Raw genomic sequence first — 23886 nt, forward strand, 5'->3', positions numbered from 1 at the left:
GACCATCTCGCCGGGACGATCCCGGCGACGAGCCGCGGTGCTGCTGACGGCAGGCACGCTCGCGGCGGCGTCGGTCGCCCTGACCGCCTGCGGCTCCGGCGGCGGGGCAGGCCCGCAGCCCAGCGCCACGCCGTCCACCGGCACCGGGACGGCCGCCCCGTCCAGCGCCCCGGCGACCGCGGCCACCGACCCGTTCGCGACGGCGGCGCCCGTCGCCGCGGAGCGGCCGGTGGAGTGCCCCGCCGGCGGGACCACCGTCAACAACGGCGGTGACCTGCGCAGCGCCCTGTCCGCGGCGAAGCCGGGCGCGATCATCCGGATGACCGACGGCGTCTACACCGGGGGCTACAAGCTGGCCGCCTCGGGCACCGAGGCCGCACCGATCTGGCTGTGCGGCTCACCCAAGGCCGTCCTCGACGGCGAGGACGACACGGACTACGTGCTGCACCTGGACGGCGCGTCCTGGGTACGGGTGGTCGGCTTCACCGTGCGCAACGGTCAGAAGGGCGTGATGGCGGACCGCGTCCAGCACTCGATCATCGCCCAGCTGCAGGTGAACACGATCGGCGACGAGGCGATCCACCTGCGCACGGCGAGCTCGGACAACCTGGTCGTCGGCAACGTCATCCGCGACACCGGAAACCGGCGGGAGAAGTTCGGCGAGGGCGTCTACGTCGGGAGCGCGCACAGCAACTGGTGCAAGTACACCGACTGCGGGCCCGACCGCAGCGACCGCAACTCGGTCATCGGCAACGACATCGCCGGCACGACCTCGGAGAACATCGACATCAAGGAGGGCACGAGCGGCGGGGTGATCCGCGGGAACACCCTGTCGTCGGACTCCCTCGCCGAGGCCGACTCGTGGATTGACATCAAGGGCAACGGCTGGCTGATCGAGGACAACACCGGCATCGGCGGCGGCACTCTGGAGGACGGTTTCCAGACCCACGTCGAGCAGGAGAACTGGGGCCGGCAGAACACCTTCCGCCGCAACCGGCTCCCGGTGAACGCCAAGGGCTACGGCATCTACATCCACGAGGGTGCCGACACCCAGAACATCGTCAGCTGCGACAACCAGGTCAGCGGGGCGTCGTCGGGGCCGTCCAACATCGACTGCTCGTCCGCCTGACGCGGGGCGCGCGCCAGATCCAGCAGGTCCGGCTCAGGGCACCATTGCCCTGAGCCGGACCTGTTCCTGCAGCCAGTAGAGCTCCTGCGCCCACAGACGGAGCCGGGCGACCGCCGTGAGCTGCGCCAACAGCGCCCGGGCGACGACCGGCCTGGACAGATTCTGCGGCGACTCCGGCGGCCACTGCCAGTCGGCGGCGTCCTGGGCCGCGCGCCGGTAGGCCGCTCCGCGCAACGCGACCTCCGCCAGGGCGAAATCCACCTGCTCGGTGACCATCGCGAGGCGGGCGCGCATGTCCTCGGTACTGACGGTCGGACCTCCCCCGCCGGCGGAGAGATCGGCGCGTCGCACAGACATGGTGAAGGAAGGGTACGAGGAGTTGGGCTGGGAGCACAGCACCGGATAGCCCACACTCTGGCGACCTGACGCACCGGGTGGGTGATTACCCGGCTCGGGTGAGTCCGGATCCGCACCGCCCCCGCACGTGAGGCGACCGCCGGTTCGGGTAAGCGGACCTGCGGGGACACCGATCCGGATCCCCGACGGCCCGACCACTGGGGGCACTGGTGGACCTGACATCACCCGCGATTCTGATCATGCTCGGCTTCCCGCTTTTCGCGATGGCCGGGATGTTGATGATGAGCCGGGTCGAACGCAGCCTCACCGTCACCGGCCGCGCCGCGCGGACGATCGCCGAGGCGGGCCCGCCGCTCGCGCTGGCGGCGGGGATCACGCCGGGCGGCGGCGACGGCCCGAACAGCGGCCTGCACGGCGGCTTGAACGAAGGCTTCGACGGCCGCTCATCGGACGGCGGTTCAGTGGCCGCGGCGGCGGCCGGCCTCCTCGACGCGAAGCCGGCCGGCGAGCCCGGTCTCGCGGACGAGCTCGGCGAACGCCGGCGCGGCCGCGCGAATACGCAGCTCGGCGTGGACGCGACGAAGCAGGAGATCCGCCCGGAGCAGGGCGGCGAGACCCGCGATGTCGATCGCCCGAAGTTCGGCCACATCCACCGTCACCACTCCGCCGCCCCGGCCCAGCAGCTCGCCGACCTGCTCGCGGAAACGTAGCCTGCCGACCATGTCGAACTCACCCCCGAGCTCGATCACGACGTCGTCCCCGGTCCGCCGCACCGTCATCCGCGTGGCTGTCGCGTCGACCCGCATGCGTGCGCCCCCCGGGATCTCCATCCGTCGCAGCACGGGCACCGCCCCGTGAGTTAATTACAGAGAGTAACATAGATCAAGGAATCGTTAAACCTCGATGACTAATTGACGACGCCCAGCCCAGCCCAGCCCGTAACCGGACTGGACCGGGCGGTCGCGGCTCAGACCGACCGGAACAGGTTGATCAGCGCGTTGGTGGAGCTGTCGTGCCGCGGGGGCGCCGACGGGTCGGCCAGCTCGGGGATGATCCGTCCGGCCAGCACCTTGCCCAGCTCCACGCCCCACTGGTCGTAGCTGTTCACCCCCCACACGACGCCCTGCGTGAACACCTTGTGCTCGTAGAGGGCGACCAGCTGGCCCAGGGCGAAGGGCGTCAGCTTCGGCGCCAGCAGGGTGTTCGTCGGACGGTTTCCGGCGAACGTCCGGTGCGGGACGAGGGCGGCGTCCACCCCCTCGGCCGCGACCTCCTCCGCCGTCCTGCCGAAGGCGAGGGCCTCCGTCTGAGCGAAGAAGTTGGCCATCAGCAGGACGTGCTGGTCGACGTCGCCGACACCTGGGTGGTTGGGCGCGAGGAAGCCGATGAAGTCGGCCGGGACGACCGTCGTCCCCTGGTGCAGGAGCTGGAAGTAGGCGTGCTGACCGTTGGTTCCCGGGGTGCCCCACACCACCGGGCCGGTCGGCACCGGTACGGGCCGGCCGGCCAGATCAACTGACTTGCCGTTACTCTCCATGTCCAGCTGCTGCAGGTACGCCGGGAAGCGGTCCAGGTACTGGCTGTAGGGGAGCACGGCGTGGCTCTGGGCGCCGAAGAAGTCCCGGTACCACAGCCCGAGCACGCCGAGCAGAACCGGCAGGTTCCGCTCGAACGGGGTGTTCCGGAAATGAACATCCATCGCGTGGAATCCGGCCAGCATCTCCCGGAAGTGGTGCGGGCCGATCGCGACCATCAGAGCGAGACCGATGGCGGAGTCCATCGAGTACCGGCCGCCCACCCAGTCCCAGAACTCGAACATGTTGGCCGTGTCGATGCCGAACTCGGCCACCTTCTCCGCATTCGTTGACACGGCAACGAAATGGTGCGCGACGGCGTCCTGGCCGAGCGCGGCGGTGAGCCAGGCCCGCGCGGCGCGGGCGTTCGCGAGCGTCTCCAGCGTGGTGAACGTCTTCGACGCGACGATGAAGAGCGTCCTGGCCGGATCGAGGTCGTGGGTGGCTTCCCAGATGTCCGTCGGGTCGACGTTCGAGACGAACCGGACGGCGATCGAGCGGTCGGAGTAGTCCCGCAGCGCCTGGTAGGCCATCGCGGGCCCCAGGTCGGAGCCGCCGATGCCGATGTTGACGACGGTCGTGATGTGCTCGCCGGTCGCCCCCGTCCACACCCCGGAGCGGACCCGGTCGCAGAACGCCGACATCCGGTCGAGCACGGCGTGCACCTCCGGCACCACGTCGACGCCGTCCACGTGGATGCTGGTTCCGAGCGGCGTGCGCAGCGCCACGTGCAGCACCGGCCGGTTCTCGGTGACGTTGATGCGCTCGCCGCCGAACATCGCCTCGATGCGCGCGCCGAGGCCGGCGCGACGCGCCAGCGCGAGCAGCAGTTCGACCGTCCGGGCCGTGACGATGTTCTTGGAGTAGTCGAGCCGAAGGCCGTCCGCCTCGACGGTGAACGAATCGGCGCGGCCCGGATCATCGGCGAAGAGCTTCCGCAGGGTCACCCCGGAGATCTCCGCGTGGTGCGCGGCCAGCGCGGCCCATTCCGGGGTCCGGTCGACGACCGTTCCAGCGGCGAGGGCGGTGGACTCGGTGTTCGCCATGGCGTTGGAGGCCCTTCCTCGGAGGAGTGCTGTCGTGTGCCGCGCCGTCCGCGCGCCCACACGGCCGAACACCTGTCGACGACGACCAGCATGGTGCAGTCGCGCATCTGACGCGCCCGTCGGGTCCCTGCGAGGGGCGGAATGTGGGGGAACAGGCCGTAGGATCGCCGAGAACGCGACGAAGAACACCAAAAGACCGCGGTGCACCCACGCGACCGCGTCTCGCCCGATGTACCACCCGATGAACCCCGCCCGATGAACCGAGGTGGAACCAGCGCCATCCAGCGCGGCGACGAGTACGAACAACACGCGGGACAGCCCACGCACGACCCGCACGATGTGGCCCTCGGGATGTCACCACCGCGTGGTGATCGTGGTGACGGCCCGGCAGCCGGTGACGGACGGAACCGACCTTGCTTATCGACAGATCTCTCGTGGAGGCGGCGCTCCCCGGATACGCAGTCGAGGGGGACCTCGGCAAGGGGGGCTACGGCCTCGTTCTCGCCGGGCAGCACCGGCTGATCGGCCGCAAGGTCGCGATCAAGATCCTCCTTGACACGACCGACGACCCCGACCTGCGCGCCCGTTTCCTCTCCGAGGCTCGCGTCCTGGCCGAGCTCGACCATCCGCACATCGTGCGCATCCACGACTACGTGGAGCACGAGGGAACCTGCCTGCTGGTGATGGAGCTGCTCTCCGGCGGCACCCTCAAGCAGCGGATGACCGCCGGGAAGCTCTCCCCGGAGACGATCTGCGCCGTCGGCGTCGCCGCGTCGGCCGCACTCGCCACCGCGCACCGCCAGGGCGTGCTGCACCGCGACGTCAAACCCGACAACATCATGTTCGACGGCGCCGGGCTGCTCAAGGTCACCGACTTCGGCATCGCGAAGATCTTCGACGGCGCGGAGACCACGGCCAGCGCCATCCTGGGCACACCGCGCTACATGGCGCCCGAGCAGATCATGGGCGCTCGGCTGTTCCCCGCCACCGACCTGTACGCGCTGGCCGGCGTCCTCTACGAGATGTTCGCCGAGCGGCCGCTGTTCGGACGTCCGATGGCGGTGCAGCCGCTGACCCACCACCACCTGACCGTGATGCCCGACCCGCTCACGACGGTGCCGCCGGCGATCTCGGCGGTCATCATGCGGACCCTGGCCAAGGACCCGGGCGCCCGCTTCTCCGACGCCTCCGAGTTCGCCCTCGAGCTGGCCCGCGCCGGCGCCGGCGCGTACGGGCCGAACTGGGTGGCGCGCTCGGACGTCAAGCTGCGGGTGGACGACGAGATCCGCGGCGTGATCGGCGGCTCGACCACCTCCGGGAACTCCGGCGGGTTCCCGGCCGCCACGCGCCCGGGCGGCTATCCGGGTCCTGGCGGGCCCGGCGGGCCCGGTTACGCGCCCGGGCAGCCGGGCGGGCCCGGTTACCGCGGCCCGGTGCCGGGCTCCGGCCCGCAGCAGCCCGTCGGCGGCGGCTTCGGGCCCGGCGGGCCCCGGCCCAACCAGCAGATGCGCCCGACCGGCGGGCATCCGTCCGCCTCGGGCTTCCCCGGCGCCACGCCGGTCATGCCCGGGCAGGGTGTGCCGGGCGGGCAGGGCCGGCCCGGGCCGACTCCCGGAACGCCCCCTGGCGGCTGGCGCGGCTACGGCCAGCCCGGCGGGGCCACCCCGCAGCCGATGCCGCTCACGCCACCCGCCTCGACGCCCCGGCCCCCCGGCCCCATGGGCCCGCCCAGCTCCACGCCGCCGCCGCGGCCCGTCCCCGGCTACGGCGGTCAGCCAGGGCAGCCCAGGCAGCCCGTCCCGGGCCGGCCGGGGCCGGGCGGCCCGCGACCCACCGGCGCCCAGAACTTCGGTGGCCAGGGCTGGCAGGGCTCCGGCCCCCGCCCGCCCGCGCACCAGGTCCCGCCCCGGCCACCCATGGGCGGCCACCGCCCCCGGCCGGGACCCCCGAACCGCAACAACCGGACGCTGATCCTCGCCGCCGTCGCCGCCGCCGTGGTCGTGGTGCTGACCATCGGCCTCATCGTGGGCCTGTCGGGCGGCGGCAGCAGCGACGACAGCGGTTCGAGCCGCGACCAGGTGTCGACGCTCCCGGTCCCCGGTGTCGCCTACACCGGAACGCCGGTGACGGTGCAGGGCCTCAGCCCGTACAGCGTCGCGATCGACCCGCAGGGCACGCTGTTCATCACGAGCCTGTCGTCCGACCGGATTCAGAAGGTCACCAGGACCGGGGAGGTCTCCGACCTCGCCGGCACCGGCGCGGACGGATACAGCGGCGACAACGGCCCCGCCACGGCCGCCAAGCTCAACGGCCCCGGCTCCGCGGTGCCGGACAAGAACGGCAACATCTACATCCCGGACGCGCAGAACTACCGCATCCGGAAGATCACCCCGGACGGGATCATCACCACGATCGCCGGCACCGGCACCGCGGGCTTCTCCGGCGACGGCGGCCCGGCCACGGCCGCCCAGATCAACAGCGCGGAGAAGGTCGCCATCGGCCCGGACGGCTCGATCTACATCGCCGACTACGACAACCACCGCATCCGGAAGATCACCCCGGACGGGATCATCAACACGATCGCCGGCACCGGCCTCCAGGGCTACTCCGGCGACGGCGGCCCCGCCACCGCGGCCAAGCTGGACGGCCCGAACGACGTCGAGCTGGGCGACGACGGAACGCTCTACATCGCCAACCTCGGCAGCAACACCATCCAGAAGATCACCAAGGACGGGATCGTCACCACGGTTGCGGGCAACGGGCAGAAGGGCTTCTCCGGCGACGGCGGCCCCGCCACCGCGGCCCAGCTCTCCGTCCCGTCGGTGTCCCTCGGCAACGGCGGGGAGATCTACATCGCCGACTACGGGAACAACCGGGTCCGCAAGGTGGACCCGAACGGGACGATCACCACGATCGCCGGCACCGGGGCCGAGGGCTCCGGCGGCGACGGGGGCCAGGCCACGGCCGCCCAGTTCAACGAGCCCAGCTCGGTCGCCGAGGACGCCGACGGCGCGCTCTACATCGCCGACTCGGGCAACAACCGGCTGCGCCGCATCGCTCCGGACGGGACGATCACGACGGTCGCGCAGTAGGGCGGCGCGGAGATGACCCGACAGCGAGCAGTGCACGCGGCCCGGCGGGGGGCCGTCACGTGACGTTCGTCGACACCAACCGCGTCGCCGCGGCCCTGACCGGCTACGAGCTCGGTGGCGAGCTCGGCCGGGGCGGCTTCGGTGCCGTCCTGGCCGGCCGGCACCGGCTGATCGACCGCGACGTCGCCGTCAAGGTCCTGCTGGAGCCGGGCGGCGACGGCCACAGCGGCCACGGCGACGGCCACAGCAGCAGTGATGGCGACCTGCGCGGGCGGTTCCTCGCCGAGGCCCGTGTCCTCGCCGGGCTGGACCATCCGCACGTCGTGCGGATCTACGACTACGTCGAGCGCGACGGCCTGTGCCTGCTCGTGATGGAGCAGCTCACCGGCGGCAGCCTGAAGAACCGCGGCCCGGCCATGCGCGACCCGCGGGCCGTCTGCGCGATCGGGCTGGCCGCGGCGAGCGCGCTGGCCGCCGCGCACGACCGGGGCGTGCTGCACCGCGACATCAAGCCAGACAATCTCCTCTTCACCGGGGACGGCATCCCCAAGGTCACCGACTTCGGCATCGCCAAGATCCTCGAGACCACGGCGGCGACCACGACCGGCCTCGTCGGCACCCCGCGTTACATGGCGCCGGAGCAGATCACCGGGAGCCGCCTCGGGCCGGGCACCGACCTCTACTCGCTCGGCGTCGTCCTCTACGAGCTGCTCGCCGGACGGACCCCGTTCCCGTCGGGGCTGACCGTCCCCGCGCTGCTGCACCACCACCTGTCGGTGGCCCCGCTGCCGCTGGTCGAGGCGCCGCCGCCGCTGGCGGCGGTGATTCTCTCGGCGCTCGCCAAGGAGCCGGGGTGGCGCCCGCCGACGGCCCGCGACTTCGCGCTCGCGCTCGCCACGGCGGCGACCACGGTCTTCGGACCAGGCTGGCTGACGGCCAGCGAGGTGCCGGTGCGGCTGCCGGACGAGATCCTCGCCGCCGCCGGCCACACCCAGGGGACCACCCCCACCCCAGGAGAACTCGCCGCGCACCTCGGCCGGCCTCAGGCCGGCCGGGGCGGCCCGCCACCCACCGGCCCCATGGGCCACTTCTCGTCTGGCCCGGGCGGGCCTGGCTGGCCATCCGGGCCGGGTGGGTCATCCGGGCCGGGTGGCCGGGGCGGCTCCGGTCCGTACGCGACGCTGGCACCCACCGCGGTCGATCAGGCCGGCGTCGGCGCCGACGGCCGACGGGCGGGTGGCGGACGGCGGCGCGCGAACGGCGGCCGGCGCGGCCCGCGGCGCCCGACGGCGCTGATCGCCTCGGTCGCCACCCTCGCCGTCCTCGCCACGGCGATCGGCATCGGGTTCTGGGTTTCCGGGTCCGGCGACGATCCCGACCGCCCTGCCTGGAACGGCGCCGCCGCGGAGGTCAGGGGCCTCTACACCACCGAGGGCATCGACATCGGTCCGGACGGCTCCCTCTACGTCGTCGACGGCGGCGGCTCGTCCGGCCAGGGCCAGGTGCTCCGGCTCGGCACGGACGGCGTGGTCACCCGGATCGCCGGGGTCGGCCCGCCCGCTCCCGTGCCCAGCGCCACGGCCACCGGCAGCGCCACGGCCACCGGCAGCGCCAGCCCGTCCCCGTCCCCCACCCCCGTGCTCGGCGACGGCGGCCCGGCCGTGGCCTCGAACCTGATCGGGCCGGCCGGGGCCGCGGTCGGCCCCGGCGGCGAGGTGTACATCGCCGACAGCGACGGTGGCCGCGTCCGCCGCGTCAACGACGACACGACCATCACCACGGTCGCCGGCGCGGGGCCGGGCACCGGCTTCGGCGGCGGAGCGGGCCGCGCCGTCGGCGCGAAGCTGTCCGGTCCCTCGGCGGTGGTCGCCGCCGAGGACGGCACCCTCTACCTCACCGCCGGCTACCGCGTCCGCAAGGTGACCACCGACGGCCTGATCTCGGTGGTGGCCGGCAACGCCGACGAGTCGGGCACGGCCGGCGACGGCGGGCCGGCGGTGAACGCCACCCTCACCTCGCCGTCCGGGCTCGCACTCGCCGACGACGGCACCCTCTACGTCGCGGACAGCAGCGCCCACACCGTCCGCAGGATCACGAAGGACGGAAAGATCACGCTCGTCGCCGGCAAGCCGGAGCAGTCCGGGTACGAGGGCGACGACGGGCCCGCGGTCGACGCGCTGCTCGCCTCCCCGCAGGACCTGGCCCTCGGCCCGGCAGGCGAGCTCTACATCGCCGACACGTACAACAACGTGATCCGGATGGTCACTCCGGACGGTAAGATCACGACGTTCGCCGGCAGCGACGAGTCCACCGCGGACGACGCGGACGGCGCCCTGGCCACCGAGACCCGCATCTCCTCCCCCACGGGGCTGGCGGTCGACACGTCCGGCGCCGTGTACGTAAGCGAGGGCAGCTACGGTGTCGTCCGGCGGATCGCCCTCGACCACACCGTGACGACCGTTCTGCGGCAGGCGGAGGAGTAAACAGTCCGGGCGAGGTGCTACGGGCCGGGCGGGGATGGACGAGACAGGCAGGATGTTCGATCGGCGCGGGGCGCTGCGGCTCGCCGGGGTGGGCCTGGTGGCGCTCGGTACGGGTGGGCTCGCCGCGGGCCTCGCCGGCTGCGGCGGCGACGACAACGGCGAGCCGACCGAGCGGGACTGGAGCCGGCTCGCCGACCGGCTCTCCGGCCGGCTGGTCCGGCCCGGCGGCGCCGAGTACCCCACCGCCAGCCAGCTCTTCGGCCCGGCCTTCGACCGGATCCGGCCGCGGGCGATCGCCTACTGTGCCTCCCCGACCGATGTGGCCGCCGGTGTGGCCTTCGCCAGGTCCACTGGCATCCCGTTCACCGCCCGCGCGGGCGGGCACAGCTACGGCGGCTACTCGACGACGAGCGGCCTGGTCCTCGACGTCTCCACCCTGAACGCGGTGCACCCGGGAATCCGGTCGGGGATGGGCGGCACGACCGGCGGCACCGGAACCCCCGGCTCCGGGATCGCGACGATCGGCGCCGGCGCCCAGCTCGTGGACGTCTACGCCCAGCTCGCGGCAGCGGGCGCCGCGCTACCGGCCGGCTCCTGCCCAACGGTCGGGATCGCCGGGCTGACGCTCGGCGGCGGGATCGGGGTCGTCGGCCGGCGCCACGGCCTGACCTGCGACCGGATGCTCGCCGCCGAGGTGGTCCTCGCCTCCGGCGAGATCATCCAGGTGGACGGCCAACGCGACGCCGACCTGTTCTGGGCGCTGCGCGGCGGCGGTGGCGGCAACTTCGGCGTGGTCACGTCCTTCACCTTCGCCACCCACCGGGCGACCCCGCTGACCCTGTTCGCCTACCGCTGGCCGTGGGCGGCGGCCGCCGCCGTCGTCGCGGCCTGGCAGGAGTGGAACCTGCGCCCGGACGCACCGGACGAACTGTGGTCGACCTGTGTCATCACCACCGCGCCGACGCCCGACGGGACCGGGACGCCCACGATCCGGATCAGCGGCGTGATCAGCGAACCGCCCGGGGTTCCGTCGTCGGCCCGGGCACTGCTGGCGGAGCTGGTCGACGCCGTGGGCAGCGCGCCGACGTCCACCTTCGCCGCCCAGCGGGACCCGCTGGAGGCGATGCTGATCGAGGCCGGCTGCTCGGGGCGGACGGTCGCGCAGTGCCATCTCGCCGGGCGGAGCCCGGGCGGGGCCCTGGAACGGGTCGCCCAGCTCGCCGCCTCGAACTTCCTCACCGGGCCGCTGTCCGCGGCCGGGTCGGAGGCGCTGCTGGGCGCGATCGAGAGTCGTCAGCGGGAGGCCGGTCTGCGCTCCGGCGGGGTCATCCTCGACTCCTGGGGCGGCGCGATCGGCCGGGTCGGGGCGGGGGAGACGGCGTTCGTGCACCGCGACGCGCTGGCCAGCGCGCAGTACATCGCCGGCTACGACGTGCGGGACAGCGCCGGCCTGCGCCGCCGCAACGCCGAGTGGCTGCGGGCCACGGTGGCGGCCATGGCGCCCCATGTGTCGGTATCGGCCTACCAGAACTACATCGATCCGGAGCTCAGGAACTGGGCGGAGGCGTACTACGGGGCGAACCTGCCGCGCCTGCGGTCGGTCAAGAGCGCCTACGACCCGGAGAACGTCTTCCGCTTCGCCCAGAGCATCCCTCCCGCCTGATCGACCCGAGCGATTGTTACTCCAGGTAACCGGACGGGACGGCTGGCTGTCGCTCCGAGCAGGGAGTCGACGTCAACCTGCCCGGAGCGACATGGATCAGTACACCCGTTGATCCTCCGGCCCGACTACTGGCTACGGATGGTCTAACCACTGTCCACTCTGTGTCTTCCGACACATGGCGGTGTTCGCGCGACGACAGGCGTTCCCGGCATCCGGGCGCCACCCACACCAGCCGGGTCCGGCGGCGGCCGGACGAAGGCCGCACCCCCGTCGAGGACGCCGCATCGAGGCACCGGGGGACCACCGGTAGGCCCGGCGCGGACCCCGCCGTGGCACGGCGGTTCCTCTTGCGACCGCTACTCGAAGTCAGTACACCTGTGCTGTCGGTAACCACCGACGGTTACCAACGGCACCGGTCGCCGACGCCGCCGGCTGCCCACAGCTCCTCGGGAGGACCCACATGAAGCAACTGATCTGGCCGTGGGGTGTGACCATCTTCGTCTTGTTCTACTTGGTCAACTCGCCGGGAGACGCAGCCGACGTGATCCACAGCGCGGTCGGCGCGCTGGGCTCCGTGGCCGACGGCCTCAGCAACTTCGTCTCCGACGTGGCCGTCTGACCCGCCCCGTTCCCGTCAGAAGTCGCGGGCCAGCGGACGGGTGACCGCGACGACCGTCGTCCAGTCCGACAGCTCCGAGAGCACGACCCCCCACCGTGCTCCCTTCGCCGCGATGACCTGCCCGTTCCCGATGTACATGCCGACATGGCCCGGCGCCAGAGCCGTTCCGTCCGAACCGGGGATGAACAGCAGGTCGCCGGGCTGCGGGTCGACTCCCGACACACGCGGACCGAAGGCGAGCTGGTCAGTGGTCACCCGCGGAAGGGAGATGCCGATCGTCCGGTAAGCGGCCTGGACGAGCGACGAGCAGTCCCATGCTCCCGGTCCGGTCGCCCCCCAGACGTAGGGCTTGCCGATCTGGGAGCGCATGAAGTCGATCACCGGGCCCAGCGCCTCGACGGAGACCGTCTCCCCGGTGTCGAGGGCGTCGCCGTACACCTGGGCCTGCGCCAGGATGGTGCGCACGTAGTTGCGCGTCTCCGGGTAGGGCGGCACACCGGCGTAGGCGAGCACGGCGCCCGGCCCGGCGTTGTAGGCCGCGAGCATCTTCTCCTGCCCCAACCCCGGGACGGATGCCACCGACGCCGCCACCGCGCAGTCGTAGCGCGCCGCCGCCGGGATCGCGTCCACCGGGTTCCACACGTCGCCGGTGCCGTGCGAGGCCCAGGTGCCCGGCATGAACTGGGCGATGCCCATAGCGCCGACCGGCGACTGCGCCCGGGGGTTGAACCCGGACTCCTGGCGCAGCTGCGCCGCCAGCAACGAGGGCGTGACCTCGGGGCACCCCGCCGCGTTGGCCGCGTCAATGATCATCTGGACGTACTCCGCCGGGATGCCCTCGGAGTTGACGATCGTGCGGCCGCCGATGTTCTTGTCGTCCAGGAACGGGGCGGCGATCAGCAGGATCAAGACGGAGATCAGCAGGAACGCTCCGGCGACGGTCACGAAGCCGCCGACGCCCAGCCAGACCAGCCAGCTTCTCCGCCGGCCCGATCCCAGCGCCATCCCAGCCGCCCCCGTCCGTCTCGCCGCTACCGGCCCGGCGCGTCGCCGGCGGCGTTCGCGAGGTCGGCGCCGGCAAGGCGCCAGGTGCCGTCGGTGCCGACGAGCATCGTCACCGCGGGCGTGGAGACGGTGACCTCGGGCGGCCCGTCCCCGGTCACGGTCTCCCGGCGCACGTTGAGCAGGAGCGACACCTGCCCGGATGCGGTCGTGTCCGCGCCGCCGACGGGGGTCGCGGCAAGCACCGTGACGGTCGACCGCGTGCCGGCGGCACGCAGCTCGTCCCAGGCGGGGCCGGTCTGGGGGTCGCCGGCCGGACCGCCGGTGCCGGGCTCGCCGGAGGCCGGGGCGCCGGCGCCGGATCCGCTCAGCTCCGCGGCGAAATCCGGTGTCAGACAGTCACGGGCGCGTTCGACCCCGGCCGACGGGCCGGAGTCGGTCCGCGCGTCGAACGACTGCCACTTCGTGAAACAGTCCCGCGCCACGGAGACCGGGTCTGTGGGATCGACCGTGTCCTGAGGGTCGGCCGTCGCGGTGGCGAGCGGGGGGCCGGGGGCCTGGCTGGCGCCCGGCGGAGGCCCGGTGGTCGCCGAGGGTGGCGGCGGTTGGGTGGCGTCGCCGATCGCCCCGCACCCGGCCGTGACCACTAGCAGCGACGAGATCAAAATCACGGAGGCCGCGGGTGCCCTAGACCGAGAGCAACCAAAGTGCCGATGCGGTGATTCTCTCTCGTTCCCGCGTGGTCTCACTCGTGGCCGTCCAACCAGTCACGAACCCGGCCGCGGCGGATCCGCCACTGATGCCCGACCTTGCGCGCCGGGATCGCGCGCTCCGACAGGAGCTTGAGCACGGTGCTCTCGGACAGCCGCAGCCAGGAGACCAACTCGTCGACGGTCAGCACGTCGTCGTCGTCCGCATGACGCGGTGGGCGGGGCGTCGTCGCAGGTGGAGCGCCCGACGCGGTGGGCGGGGCCATCGGCTCCGCGGTCCTGGAGACAGGCCGCGCGGGCATCCGCGCCGGGCGCGACGAGGCCACCGAGAAGCCGTCCTGCACCACCCAGGGCCCCTTTCTCAGCCGGCGATCGTCCGCCGGTACGCACCGGCGAGGGAGGCTAACACCGCAATGCCCGCCCTGGCGAGTCCCAACTGGCGCTTGTCATACTTGAATGGCTCGTGTTACATCGATCCGACCGCAGCCGAGAGCAAGTAACAGTAAGTAACCGTAACTGGCACCAACTAGCCCAGACCTGCAATCAGCCCAGACCTGCCAGGAGGGCGACGGCGCGTGAGCGATGTGCCACAGGCACCGTACGGCGAGGAAGGGGACGCGCGGCCTGTTTCGTTGATAGGTGCGCGAATCCCCTCATCTACGCCGTCCGCGGCCGAGCTCCCGGCGCGCGATGGCGAGAGCGACGACCGCTCGGCGGCCAGGGCGGCCCGCCGCAGGAACCGCCGGCGCGGCGGTCCTGACGATGCCTCCGCCACCGACGATGGTGACGGAACGTGGCAGGACCAAGCGTTCCATCTAGAGGATGCGGTGTCCGGCGACCCGCCCCCCGCAGGCCGGTCCGGCATGTCGGGATCAGGCCGGACGGGCATGACCCGTGGCACCACCCCGGAGCCGCGCGAGCCCGGGCAGCGCCGGGGGCGGCGCCTGCCGCGCACGCCGCCGGCAGCCGGGCCCGTCCCGCCGAGGTCGTCTGTTCCACCCGGCACGCCCGTTCCGCCCGGCGACGCTGCCCGCGGCGGCCGCGCTGTGCCGCCCCGTTCGCCGCGCCCCGAATCGCCCAGGGCCGCTGACCAGGCCCGGCGGTTCGACGCGGGCGCCGCGGCGGCGGTCGACTCGCCCGACGGCTCCCTCGACGGCTCCGCCCCGCCGCGCCGGCCGATGCTGCGCCGGGCCGCCACACCCCGCGCCGTCCCGCCGCCGGCGCCGATGGGCCGCAAGGATCCGAGCTTCCCGCCCGCGACCTCGGCCGCGGCGGCAGCGACCGCCGCGGCCGCCGCCGGCACGGGCACCACGGGCACCACGGCCGCTCCGGGCACCCCCGGCGGCGCCGGAGCCGCCGGGAGCCCGGGCTCGTCAGCCGGCTCGGGTGGGTACGCGGGCTCGAGCACGCCCGGTAGTACGGCCCGGCCTGGTTCCGGCGGGTCAGGTGCCGGCGGGCCCGGTTCCGGTGCTTCGGGTTCCGGTGCTTCGGGTTCCGGTAGCTCGAGTGCCGGTGGTTCGGGCGCGATGCGGTCCGGTGGCGCGCGGTCCGGTGGAACCGGCCGGGCCGCCGGCTCGGGTGGGTCCGCAGCCTCGCGTTCTCAGCGTCCCGAGGCGCCGGAGGCGCCGGTCCGGCGGTCCGGCGGATCGGGCGGCACCAGCGCGCCCCCGCCCAGCCGCCGGCCGACGTCGGCCGGCCCGCGCCGTCCCGGGCGCCCGTCCGCTCTCGCGCCCAGGACCCCCGCCGCCAGCCCCCCGCCGGCGGGGCCGGAGACGGGATCGACCGCATGGCCCGCCCCGGCCACGGGATCGCCACAGGCGGACCACCCGGCGGCGGGTTCACCACCGGCTGATCCCGCCTCCGGCGGCTCGTTCGGCGAGCCCACGCCGGGCATGGGGCCAGGGCCGTTCGACGCGCAAGGGCCGTACGACCGGTCCGAGCCGCTCGCGCCCGGCGAGGCAGCTGGCTCGCCGGCCCCGGCGTGGCCCTCGCAGGGCTACGAGCAGGCCGACGTCCCGCTGGTGGATCCGTCGCTCGGTGGTCTCCCCGTGGAGCTTGACGGTCTCCCCGTGGAGTTCGGTGGTCTCCCGATGGAAAGCCGCTCGCCGGGCGGCGACCAGCCGGGCAGCGGGTCCTACTACGACCCCTGGGCCCCCCATCCGGCGCCGGGCCCGGCGCCGGATGCCGGGAACGACGAGTCAACCGGTGCTCCCGGGTGGGGCGCCGTCGACGCCTGGCAGGAGGCCGGCGAACCGGTCAGCCTCGGGGAGCCCGCCCAGCCGGGCGAGGCGGCCCCGCCCGGCGATCCCGCCGGCGGCAGCGGCCTGGCCGAGCGCACCCGGCGGGGCGCGGCGGCCGGCGAGACCGAGACCGAGACCGAGACCGACGATTCGGCCGCGGCCGGAAGCTCGTCAACAGGCGGAGCGCCGCCCGCCGACGAGGCCGCGTCCACGGACGAGGCCTGGGCTGGTCACGGCGTCGCGGAACCCGAGCGGACGTCCGACGTGCTCCCGCGGCCCTCGACCGAGCTGGTTCCCGCCGGTCACCTCCCGAGGCCGGGCACCGGCGCCGACCGCGCGCCGGCACTGACCGACCAGGGCCCAGGCCGGGGCCTGTGGCCCTGGCAGGAGCCCTGGGCCGACCTCGACGACCTCGAGCCATGGGAGGAGATCCCGCTACGGATCACTCTCTCGGACCGGGCCGCGGTGGCCCTGCCGGGCTCGTGGCGGATCGCCGTGACCTCCCTGTTCCCCTACTCCGGCACCACCACGTTGGCCGGGGTCGTCGGACTTACCCTGGCCGGTGTGCGTGCCGAGCCGGTGCTCGCGATCGATCTCTACCCCGGGGCCGCCACGCCCGGTTTCGTGCCGCCCACCTCGTCGGAGAGCGCCGAGATCGACGAGTCGCGGGGCGACAACCTGGTCGCGCGGGTCGGCAGCCGAGGCACCACCACGGTTGCGGACATCGCCCGCCAACGCCGCTCCACCGCCAAGGCGACGCCCGACGAGCTGCGCTCGCTCGTCGGCGCGCGGCGGTCCGGCAGCGTCTTCGACCTTGACGTGCTGCCGGTCGACCGCCCGGTCGGCGACGAGGAGACCACGAACGCGCTGGTGCCGGTCGACGAGCCGATCACCCCGGCCGTGCTGCGCTCCGCCCTGGGCGCGCTCGGTCACGCGTACCCGCTGATCCTGATGGACGCCCCCGCGACCGCACCGCTGACCCCGGAAGCGATCCGCGCCGCCGATGTGATCCTCCTCGTGACCCTCGCGACCGCGTCCGATCTAGAAGCCACCCTCGCTGACCTGCGCGATCCCCAGGGCTCACTCGCGGAGGTCGGCGTGAGCGCGCGGGAGCGCATCCCGTCAGGCCAGGGCCCTGGCCACCCGCCGCACGAGCGGACGGGTCCCGCGGTGATCGCGGCCGTCGTGTCGCCCCGCCGCGGCCGCCCGTCACCACGCACACGCACCGCCACGGCGCGGCTGGCCCGCCACGTCGACGGCATCGTGCGGGTCCCGTACGACCCGCGGCTCGACCCGAGCAGGGGGACCCCGGTCCGCATCCCGCGGCTGCGGTGGGCGACCAGGAGGTCCTACCTCCGGCTGGCGGCCGAGACCGTCGACGCGCTCGCCGGCATCGCCAACGCTGATGTCGGGACACCGGCCGGCGGAGAAGATCCCTCCTTTCAACCGCAGTTCGAACGACCGATACGCACCGCTCTGGTGTTGCCACGCAACGCCGATACTGATCACGCAGAGGTGTCAGGCGTATCATTTGGCGACCTGCGGCACGGAAGCACACCCACGCGGGTGTCCGGGCCGGATCGTCCGGGCGGCCAACCGCCCGCAGGAAGGGAACCACGATGATCGTCGATGCAGCCGCGGCCTCGGCAGCGGCCATTCTGGCCGTGGAGGTCAACCCGGACGACTCGAAGGCGCCCGGCATCAACGCCTTGAAAGACCTGGTCAACGGACTTGCGGCCTACGCCGTGATCGCTGCCGTGGCCGCCGTACTCCTCGGCGGAATCGCGTGGGCGCTCGGCGAGCGCATGGGCCTCGACCGCGCCTCGATGGTGGGCAAGAGCGGCGTACTGGCCGGCTTCGGCCTGGCGTTCCTGGTGGGCGCCGCCGCTGCCTTCGTCAACTTTTTCCTGGCGACGGGCGCCTCCGCCTCCAACAGCACCGACGATACGAACGGCATGCGCCCACCCGCCGTGGTCCAGACCGTTACCCCCCAGCCCGCCGAAGACGTCGTCGATGACCCCGACGTGGTCCATGAGCTGCCGTCCACAGGCTTCTAAGCGGTTCCGGGGGTATCTGGGCCCCGACATTGCGATGATGACCCTGCCGGCACGGGAGGGGAGTAGGCGTTGGTGAGCCTGGCAGAGTGGGCGATCAGGCGCCTGATCATCGTCATCGTCGCGACAGCCACGGTGAGCGCGATCGGGGCCGGAGCGCTCGGCTTCTTCATGGGACGGAATTCATCGGACGACGGTCCCAAGGCCTCGGCCGACCCGGAGCCCGTCTCCGACGTGCCCACCGAGGCGCCCCCGACCGGGACGCCTGCCGTGGTAGTGCCGCCGAGCAGCGAGGCGACCGCGGCGCCCGCGGCCGGCGACAGCCCGATCGGAGCACCCACCCGGGTCAACCAGTTCGGCGTGCCCGTCGGCTACCCCCACACAGAAGCCGGCGCAATAAGCGCCTGCGGAAACTACTTCACCGCATACAACACGCCTGCTAACCGGACAACCGATAGAATTCACGAATTCTTTCGCTCAATTTCGATTCCCACGTCAGCAGATATGCTTGCAAATGGAATACTGGAAGTCGACCGCGATAACGCCGCGGCGCTAGGCGTTCCTTCTATTCAGGATCCCAGCGTCAACTTTGATGCTCGACCAATCGGGTATCAGGTTGAATCCAGCTCGGGGTCTGAGGCAAAAATTCTCGTCTGGGCCACAATTTCATTTGGGGTGTACGACTCGACGGATCCCGAAAAACAAGCACAAAGCCGCTGGGGATCCGACCGATGCCAGCTTATCTGGGATCAAGATGACTGGAAGCTACTTAACGCAGATGACGGCCCAGACGGACCGCTTCTTCGCAGCCGCTCTGCAGGGGAGTACAGGAATTTCATAATGGCTGGAGGTCCTAAAGAATGACTGGCACACCGACCTCCGGACCAGACGATACTATCGTCCTCGCCTGGACCCCTCTATCGCCTCTCCAGGATCTAGCTGGTGGTGCGGCTGACGAGTTTTTGAGTTCGGTTGGTAAAGCCTTCTGTAACATGGCGGCCGACCTGTCGTCGTCTGTCTTCAGCTTTGCGGCGCAGAAGACAGCGGTCGACCTGAACGCGCAGTATGTCGTCGACAACTACAACATCGTCTTCGGCATGTCGGTGCTGATCGTCACCGGGCTCTTCCTCTGTTCGTGCACCGTGGCGGCCCTGCGGGGCGATCCGCACGTCTTCTTCCGGGCCCTCGCCACGACCGGCACGGCGATCATCGGGTCGTTCATCGCCCTGACGCTGCTGCAGATGGTCCTCGCCGCCTCGGACGGCATGGCGGATGCGTTCGGCGACAACAAGGCGCTGGGCGCCGACCTGGTCGGGCAGCTGCGACAACTACCCGAACAGGGCAATTTCGCCCTCGACCTGGTGCTGTCGCTGCTCGTGGCGATCTTCTCGTTCGCGCTGTTCGTGGTGCTCTACATCCGCAAGGTCGCGATCATCGTCGTGGCTGTGTTCATCCCGCTGTACCTGGCGGGCCAGCCGACGATGACGACGAGTGCCTGGATGAAGCGGGCCACCGAGATGCTGGTGGCGCTGATTTTTGCGAAGCCGGTGATCTACGCAATATTTGCCCTCGGGGCTGGCATCGCCCAGGATCCCAGTGGATCGGCCGTTGACCAGACGCTGAGCATTCTCAGTGGTGTCGTTGTGATGATTGCGGCGGTGTTCTCGCCGTTCATGCTGATGCACCTGCTCGGGTTCGCCGACGTCCAGCTCATGCGCGCGGTCGGATCGGCCGGGCGCCGCAGCGCCGCATCGTTCGGGCACGGAGCGGGTGCTCTGCTCGGTTCCTCGTCCCGGGAGACGTTCCGTGGGATCGGCTCGCGTCTGCAGACCCGGAACCGGGGAATGCTCGGCGACGCCGGTGCCATCGCGGGCGCCGGTGTGCCGACGGCCCGCCCGAGTGTTCGCCCGGGTCGCGGTGGCGTCGGCTCCCCGCTCGGAGTTCCGGCCCGGGCCGCCGCGGGGGCGGCTGGCGGAACCGCCGGAACCGCGGCGGTCCGCGGCGTTCGTGCCAGGGTCACCCGCTCGGGCGCGGCCCCGGCTGTGGCCGGCGGCCGTGAGGCGGCGTCCAGCGGCACGCGGGCGACCGCTTCGGTCCGTGCTACGTCCACCGCACGGCCCCAGACAGCGCGGGCGATCACGTCAGGTGGCGGCGGCGCGGCCCGTCCGGGCACGTCAGGCGGCGGGCGCAGTACCGCGTCCGCGCCGAGCGGATCGGCAGGCGCCTCGGCCGGCAGGCCCCCGGTGACGCCGTCACCACAGCCGCGGGTCACCCCGCCGGCGCGTACCGGGGGTGGGTGAGCAGCTCATGGCCGCTGAACGCAGCTACCGCTTCGGGCCGCTGGAGCGCGGCGGTGTGCTCCTCGGCATGCGCTGGCCTCAGCTCGCGCTCCTGATCGGCGTGATGCTCTGTGTTCTGGGAGCGCTGCGTTCGCCGTTGGTACTCGTGCCTGTGTGGCTGCTACTTGCCGCAGGGTTCGCCTTCGTCGCGTTCGTCCGGGTGGAGGATCGTAACCTCGACCAGTGGGTGCCGATCGTGTTCGGCTTCACGATGCAGAAGGTGACGGGCGAGACGGTGTTCCGTGGAGGGTTCTTCCGGCTCGGTCCCGGCGACGACCGGATCACCAGGACGGTCCTGCCAGGGCCGCTGTCGAGCCTGGTCATGTTGTCGGTTCCGGTCGGTGGCAGCCGGTACGTGGCTGTCGTCAAGGACGTGAAGAAGCAGACCTACACCGCTGTCCTCCAGGTGAAGGGCAGCCAGTTCGCGCTGCTCGAGTCCGGGGACCAGCAGGCCCGGGTGGATGCCTGGGGCGAACTGCTGGCCGGTCTCACCGGTGGTGGCGGCAAGCTGTCCCGCATCCAGTGGCTGGAGCGGACGCTGCCGGACTCGGGCGACCAGCTCCAGCGGCACTGGCGGGTGCGCGGTCATCACGACGATTCGTGGGCGTCGCAGGCGTACGAGCAGGTCATCGACGCGGCCGGGCCGGTGGCGCAGCGGCACGAGACCTACCTTTCCTTCCAGCTCCGGGCGAAGGACGCCCGCCGGGCGATCCAACGCGCCGGCGGCGGCGACCAGGCCGCGTGCGCCGTCCTGCTCGGTGAGCTGCGGACGATGGAGGCGGCACTCGCCAGGGCGTCGATCAGCACCGTGGGCTGGCTGCCACCGCGGGCGCTGGCCGCGGTCATCCGCACCACCTACGACCCGTACTCGATCGAGATGATCGATGCCCGGGGTGGGGCGAGCACCGACCTCGCGGGTGGGCTGAAGGGCCTGCCGTCCGGCATCGACCCGGCGATCGCCGGCCCGGTCCGGACGGTCAACGCCTGGGACCACTACCGCACCGACTCCGGCTTCCACACCACGTACTGGATCAACGGCTGGCCCCGGGTTCCCTCACCGGCCGCCTTCCTCGCGCCGCTGCTGATGGAGACCACGTGCCGGCGCACGGTGTCGCTCGTCGTGGAGCCGCTGCCCGGCCGGAAGGCGGAGAAGGCGGTCAACCGGCGCCGGATGGCGCACCTCGGTGAGCAGCAGATGCGGGACAAGGTCGGCAAGGTCACGACCCAGCGGGATGTGGCCGAGGCCGATGAGGTCGAACGCCGTGAGCAGGAGCTGATCGCGGGCTTCGGCGCCTTCCGGTTCCACGGGTTCGTCACCGTCTCCGCCGACGACCTCGAGTCGCTCGCGGACGCCTGCGGTGAGGCCGAGACCCTGGCCTCGCGCAGCCGCCTCGAAATGGTCCGTCTCGTCGGCGAGCAGGACCAGGGCTTCAGCGTCGGCGCGCTGCCGCTCGCCGTGGGGGTTGCGTGACCTCCCGCCCGCCCGCGGTGGGGGGCGACGCCGCCTGGGGCGACCCGATCCGCTACGACGCCCCTGGTAGCGGCGCCGGCGCGAGCGACGACTACGACGCGGGCTACGACTACGACGACGACGACGCCGACCAGATCGACCCGGGCCATGATCCCGGCCGCGACGCCGACGGGTTCGTTGACCTCGGCGGCAGCCCGCGCACCCGCCGCCGGGGCGCGAAGGCCGCGGCGGCGCACGACCGCCGGTCGCGGCGAGCCGAGCGGGCCGCGGCCAACGCCGAACGGGCCGCGATGCGCCGCGCGCAGGCCGCCCTGCGCCGCGGCGCGCAGCCCCCGAAGCTGCTCGGCCCGTTCGCCGGACGGGCGTATCACAAGCTGCGCCTGCCAGCCCATATGGAGACCACGGCCCAGATCGCCGGGATCTATCCGTTCGTCGTCGACTCCGGGCTCGACGCGCCCGGCATGTACATCGGCCGGCATGTCTGGTCGGGCAACTCGTTCGACTTCGATGTCTTCGAGCTCTACCGGCAGCAGGTAATCGAGAACCCGAACTTCGCGGTGTTCGGGGCCGTCGGCTCCCGCAAGTCCGCGCTGCTGAAGACGCTGATCTCGCGGGGTTCGGCCTTCGGGTACCAGGCCGCTGTCCCCTGTGACCCGAAGGGTGAGTACACCCGGCTCGCGCGCCGGCTCGGCTGCGAGCCGACATACATCGGGCCCGGCATGTCCACCCGGCTCAACCCGCTGGACGCCCCTCCGCGCCCGCGCGGCATCGCGGACGCCGACTGGGCGCGCGAGGTGAAGCGGGCGCGTTCGTCCCTGCTCTCGTCACTGATCGAGACCGCGAAGGGGGTACCGCTCACCCCGGCCGAGCACACCGCCGTCGATCTCGCGCTGGACGTCGTCACCCGGCAGATCACCGGCGCGACACCGGACCGCTGGGCCACCCCTCTGCTCCCGCACGTCCTCGAGGCGATGACCGACCCGAGCGAGGAGGACTGCTCGGCGCTGCCGATGACGGCCACCGAGCTGCGCGACGCGTCCAGGGACGCGACGCTGACCCTGCGCCGGCTCACGCACGGTGCTCTCGGTGGTCTCTTCGACGGCCCGACGACGTCCCCGTTGGACTTCGACCGGCCGATCGCGGTGCTGAACCTGGAGCGGGTCCAGGGCAGCGACGAGATGATCGCGCTGATCATGACCTGTGCGCAGGCATGGATGGAAGCCGCGCTGATGCGCCAGGACGGCGTGCAGCGCTACGTGGTCTACGACGAGTGCTGGCGGCTGATGCGCTTCGCCGGACTGGTCCGCCGGCTGTCGGCCCAGCAGAAGCTGGCGCGTCAGTGGGGCTGTGCCAACGCGATCGTGGCGCACCGCATCTCCGACCTGCTCTCAGCCTCCCCCGACTCGGTGGAGATCGCCAAGGGCCTGCTCGCCGAGACCGCGATCCGCATCCTGTACAAGCAGGCGTCCGACCAGATCGCGGACACGCAGGAGGCCCTCGGGCTCACGGACGTGGCCGCCGATCTGCTCCCCCGCCTGGACCCGGGCTACGCGCTGTGGCTGATCCAGAACCGCGCCTTCTACGTCGAGCACGTCGTCGGCGACCTGGAGATCCCGGTCGTCCTCAACGGCTCGAAGATGCACGGCGAGGTCGACGACACCAACCTCGTGCCGGACGACCTGGACCCCAGCGAGCTCGACCCGCCCGAGCTCGCCCCCCGCGCGTGGACCGACCCCCCGGGGCCACCGGCCTTCGTGCGGCGGGCCGCCGCCCCGGCGCTGGAGACCGGACATCCGCTGGGAGACCCGCCGCCGGGCACGCCCGCCGGCGACCGGCCCGGCCCGGGCAGCGGCCACCACGACGGCGGTCACCACGACGGTGGCTACCACGACAGTGGCTACGGGTATGGGCACGACCCGGCGGAGGAGGTCGAGGAGAACCTCGTCGCCGAGCAGCCGCGCTGGTCCGCGCCCCCGCTCGCCGGGGACGGCTTCCACCACATCCAGGTGGGCGATCCGCACATCATCGACTCGCCGCCGCACCACGGCCGCGGCGGCCGCACGAGCGGGCCCGACACCGCCGGCTGAACCCGGCTGAACCCGGCTCG

General features: G+C 72.4%; 17 protein-coding genes. 11 read left to right on the forward strand and 6 right to left on the reverse strand.

What is annotated here, in order from left to right; all coding sequences use genetic code 11:
- The first annotated feature begins 37 nt into the window (after positions 1-37).
- The gene (locus FRANEAN1_RS36375) at positions 38-1129 is read left to right on the forward strand and encodes a hypothetical protein (protein WP_085950147.1); all 1092 of its coding nucleotides are present in this window, start codon (positions 38-40) and stop codon (positions 1127-1129) included.
- A 33-nt stretch (positions 1130-1162) separates the two neighbouring features.
- Here the strand turns inward: FRANEAN1_RS36375 and FRANEAN1_RS36380 are convergent, their stop codons facing one another.
- From FRANEAN1_RS36380 to pgi, 3 genes are all read right to left on the reverse strand, one after another.
- Positions 1163-1423: a hypothetical protein gene (locus FRANEAN1_RS36380; protein ID WP_347176911.1), complete on the reverse strand. Its 261-nt coding sequence runs from the start codon at positions 1421-1423 to the stop codon at positions 1163-1165.
- Positions 1424-1944: 521 nt separating this feature from the next.
- The gene (locus FRANEAN1_RS40230; RefSeq protein ID WP_347177288.1) at positions 1945-2316 is read right to left on the reverse strand and encodes an STAS domain-containing protein; all 372 of its coding nucleotides are present in this window, start codon (positions 2314-2316) and stop codon (positions 1945-1947) included.
- A 137-nt stretch (positions 2317-2453) separates the two neighbouring features.
- Positions 2454-4106 (reverse strand): glucose-6-phosphate isomerase, encoded by a 1653-nt coding sequence (gene pgi / locus FRANEAN1_RS36390; protein WP_041255191.1) that lies wholly within the window; start codon positions 4104-4106, stop codon positions 2454-2456.
- Positions 4107-4519: 413 nt separating this feature from the next.
- Here pgi and FRANEAN1_RS36395 point away from each other — a divergent pair, with 413 nt between their 5' ends.
- The 4 genes from FRANEAN1_RS36395 (at position 4520) to FRANEAN1_RS42815 (ending at position 11963) form a co-directional block, all read left to right on the forward strand.
- Complete coding sequence (locus tag FRANEAN1_RS36395; RefSeq protein WP_020464661.1) at positions 4520-7198, forward strand: protein kinase; 2679 nt, start codon at positions 4520-4522, stop codon at positions 7196-7198.
- Positions 7199-7257: 59 nt separating this feature from the next.
- Positions 7258-9681 (forward strand): serine/threonine-protein kinase, encoded by a 2424-nt coding sequence (locus FRANEAN1_RS36400; protein ID WP_020464662.1) that lies wholly within the window; start codon positions 7258-7260, stop codon positions 9679-9681.
- 52 nt (positions 9682-9733) lie between these two features.
- Positions 9734-11344 (forward strand): FAD-binding oxidoreductase, encoded by a 1611-nt coding sequence (locus FRANEAN1_RS36405; protein ID WP_347176912.1) that lies wholly within the window; start codon positions 9734-9736, stop codon positions 11342-11344.
- A 460-nt stretch (positions 11345-11804) separates the two neighbouring features.
- Positions 11805-11963: a hypothetical protein gene (locus tag FRANEAN1_RS42815; RefSeq protein ID WP_198145431.1), complete on the forward strand. Its 159-nt coding sequence runs from the start codon at positions 11805-11807 to the stop codon at positions 11961-11963.
- A gap of 15 nt (positions 11964-11978) precedes the next feature.
- Here the strand turns inward: FRANEAN1_RS42815 and FRANEAN1_RS36410 are convergent, their stop codons facing one another.
- The 3 genes from FRANEAN1_RS36410 to FRANEAN1_RS36420 all read right to left on the reverse strand — a co-directional run bounded on the left by FRANEAN1_RS36410 (position 11979) and on the right by FRANEAN1_RS36420 (position 14022).
- Positions 11979-12968, reverse strand: coding sequence for an NlpC/P60 family protein (locus FRANEAN1_RS36410; RefSeq protein ID WP_020464664.1), 990 nt, complete (start codon positions 12966-12968; stop codon positions 11979-11981).
- A 26-nt stretch (positions 12969-12994) separates the two neighbouring features.
- Positions 12995-13636, reverse strand: a complete 642-nt coding sequence (locus FRANEAN1_RS36415) for a hypothetical protein (protein WP_347176913.1) — start codon at positions 13634-13636, stop codon at positions 12995-12997.
- A 74-nt stretch (positions 13637-13710) separates the two neighbouring features.
- Entirely contained in the window at positions 13711-14022 is a 312-nt protein-coding gene (locus FRANEAN1_RS36420) for a helix-turn-helix domain-containing protein (protein WP_248829322.1), read from the reverse strand.
- Between the two features lie 540 nt (positions 14023-14562).
- Between FRANEAN1_RS36420 and FRANEAN1_RS36435 the strand changes: the two genes are divergently transcribed.
- The 6 genes from FRANEAN1_RS36435 to FRANEAN1_RS36455 all read left to right on the forward strand — a co-directional run bounded on the left by FRANEAN1_RS36435 (position 14563) and on the right by FRANEAN1_RS36455 (position 23866).
- On the forward strand, positions 14563-17538 hold the full coding sequence (locus FRANEAN1_RS36435) for a hypothetical protein (RefSeq protein ID WP_157472931.1): 2976 nt from the start codon (positions 14563-14565) through the stop codon (positions 17536-17538).
- On the forward strand, positions 17535-17972 hold the full coding sequence (locus FRANEAN1_RS36440) for a DUF6112 family protein (protein WP_020464668.1): 438 nt from the start codon (positions 17535-17537) through the stop codon (positions 17970-17972). Before FRANEAN1_RS36435 ends, FRANEAN1_RS36440 begins: the two co-directional genes overlap by 4 nt.
- Before the next feature lie 72 nt (positions 17973-18044).
- Positions 18045-18833, forward strand: a complete 789-nt coding sequence (locus FRANEAN1_RS40235) for a hypothetical protein (RefSeq protein ID WP_020464669.1) — start codon at positions 18045-18047, stop codon at positions 18831-18833.
- 128 nt (positions 18834-18961) lie between these two features.
- Positions 18962-20269, forward strand: coding sequence for a hypothetical protein (locus tag FRANEAN1_RS36445; RefSeq protein ID WP_083788448.1), 1308 nt, complete (start codon positions 18962-18964; stop codon positions 20267-20269).
- A 7-nt stretch (positions 20270-20276) separates the two neighbouring features.
- Positions 20277-21779 carry an SCO6880 family protein gene (locus FRANEAN1_RS36450; protein ID WP_020464671.1) on the forward strand — a complete coding sequence of 501 codons (1503 nt, stop codon included), beginning with the start codon at positions 20277-20279 and terminating at the stop codon, positions 21777-21779.
- Positions 21776-23866 carry a conjugal transfer protein TraC gene (locus tag FRANEAN1_RS36455; protein ID WP_020464672.1) on the forward strand — a complete coding sequence of 697 codons (2091 nt, stop codon included), beginning with the start codon at positions 21776-21778 and terminating at the stop codon, positions 23864-23866. The genes FRANEAN1_RS36450 and FRANEAN1_RS36455 overlap by 4 nt, the downstream gene beginning before the upstream one ends.
- Positions 23867-23886: the final 20 nt, after the last annotated feature.

The organism is Parafrankia sp. EAN1pec, assembly GCF_000018005.1.
In the GTDB taxonomy this organism is placed as follows: domain Bacteria; phylum Actinomycetota; class Actinomycetes; order Frankiales; family Frankiaceae; genus Parafrankia; species Parafrankia soli.

What these genes read in the sequence shown, in the direction of transcription:
- FRANEAN1_RS36380 (WP_347176911.1), bottom strand. Translation starts at nt 1,423, where the DNA reads ATGCGCGCCCGCCTCGCGATGGTCACCGAGCAGGTGGATTTCGCCCTG.
- FRANEAN1_RS40230 (WP_347177288.1), bottom strand. Translation starts at nt 2,316, where the DNA reads ATGGAGATCCCGGGGGGCGCACGCATGCGGGTCGACGCGACAGCCACG.
- pgi (WP_041255191.1), bottom strand. Translation starts at nt 4,106, where the DNA reads ATGGCGAACACCGAGTCCACCGCCCTCGCCGCTGGAACGGTCGTCGAC.
- FRANEAN1_RS36405 (WP_347176912.1), top strand. Translation starts at nt 9,734, where the DNA reads ATGTTCGATCGGCGCGGGGCGCTGCGGCTCGCCGGGGTGGGCCTGGTG.
- FRANEAN1_RS42815 (WP_198145431.1), top strand. Translation starts at nt 11,805, where the DNA reads ATGAAGCAACTGATCTGGCCGTGGGGTGTGACCATCTTCGTCTTGTTC.
- FRANEAN1_RS36410 (WP_020464664.1), bottom strand. Translation starts at nt 12,968, where the DNA reads ATGGCGCTGGGATCGGGCCGGCGGAGAAGCTGGCTGGTCTGGCTGGGC.
- FRANEAN1_RS36435 (WP_157472931.1), top strand. Translation starts at nt 14,563, where the DNA reads ATGACCCGTGGCACCACCCCGGAGCCGCGCGAGCCCGGGCAGCGCCGG.
- FRANEAN1_RS36440 (WP_020464668.1), top strand. Translation starts at nt 17,535, where the DNA reads ATGATCGTCGATGCAGCCGCGGCCTCGGCAGCGGCCATTCTGGCCGTG.
- FRANEAN1_RS36445 (WP_083788448.1), top strand. Translation starts at nt 18,962, where the DNA reads ATGGCGGCCGACCTGTCGTCGTCTGTCTTCAGCTTTGCGGCGCAGAAG.
- FRANEAN1_RS36450 (WP_020464671.1), top strand. Translation starts at nt 20,277, where the DNA reads ATGGCCGCTGAACGCAGCTACCGCTTCGGGCCGCTGGAGCGCGGCGGT.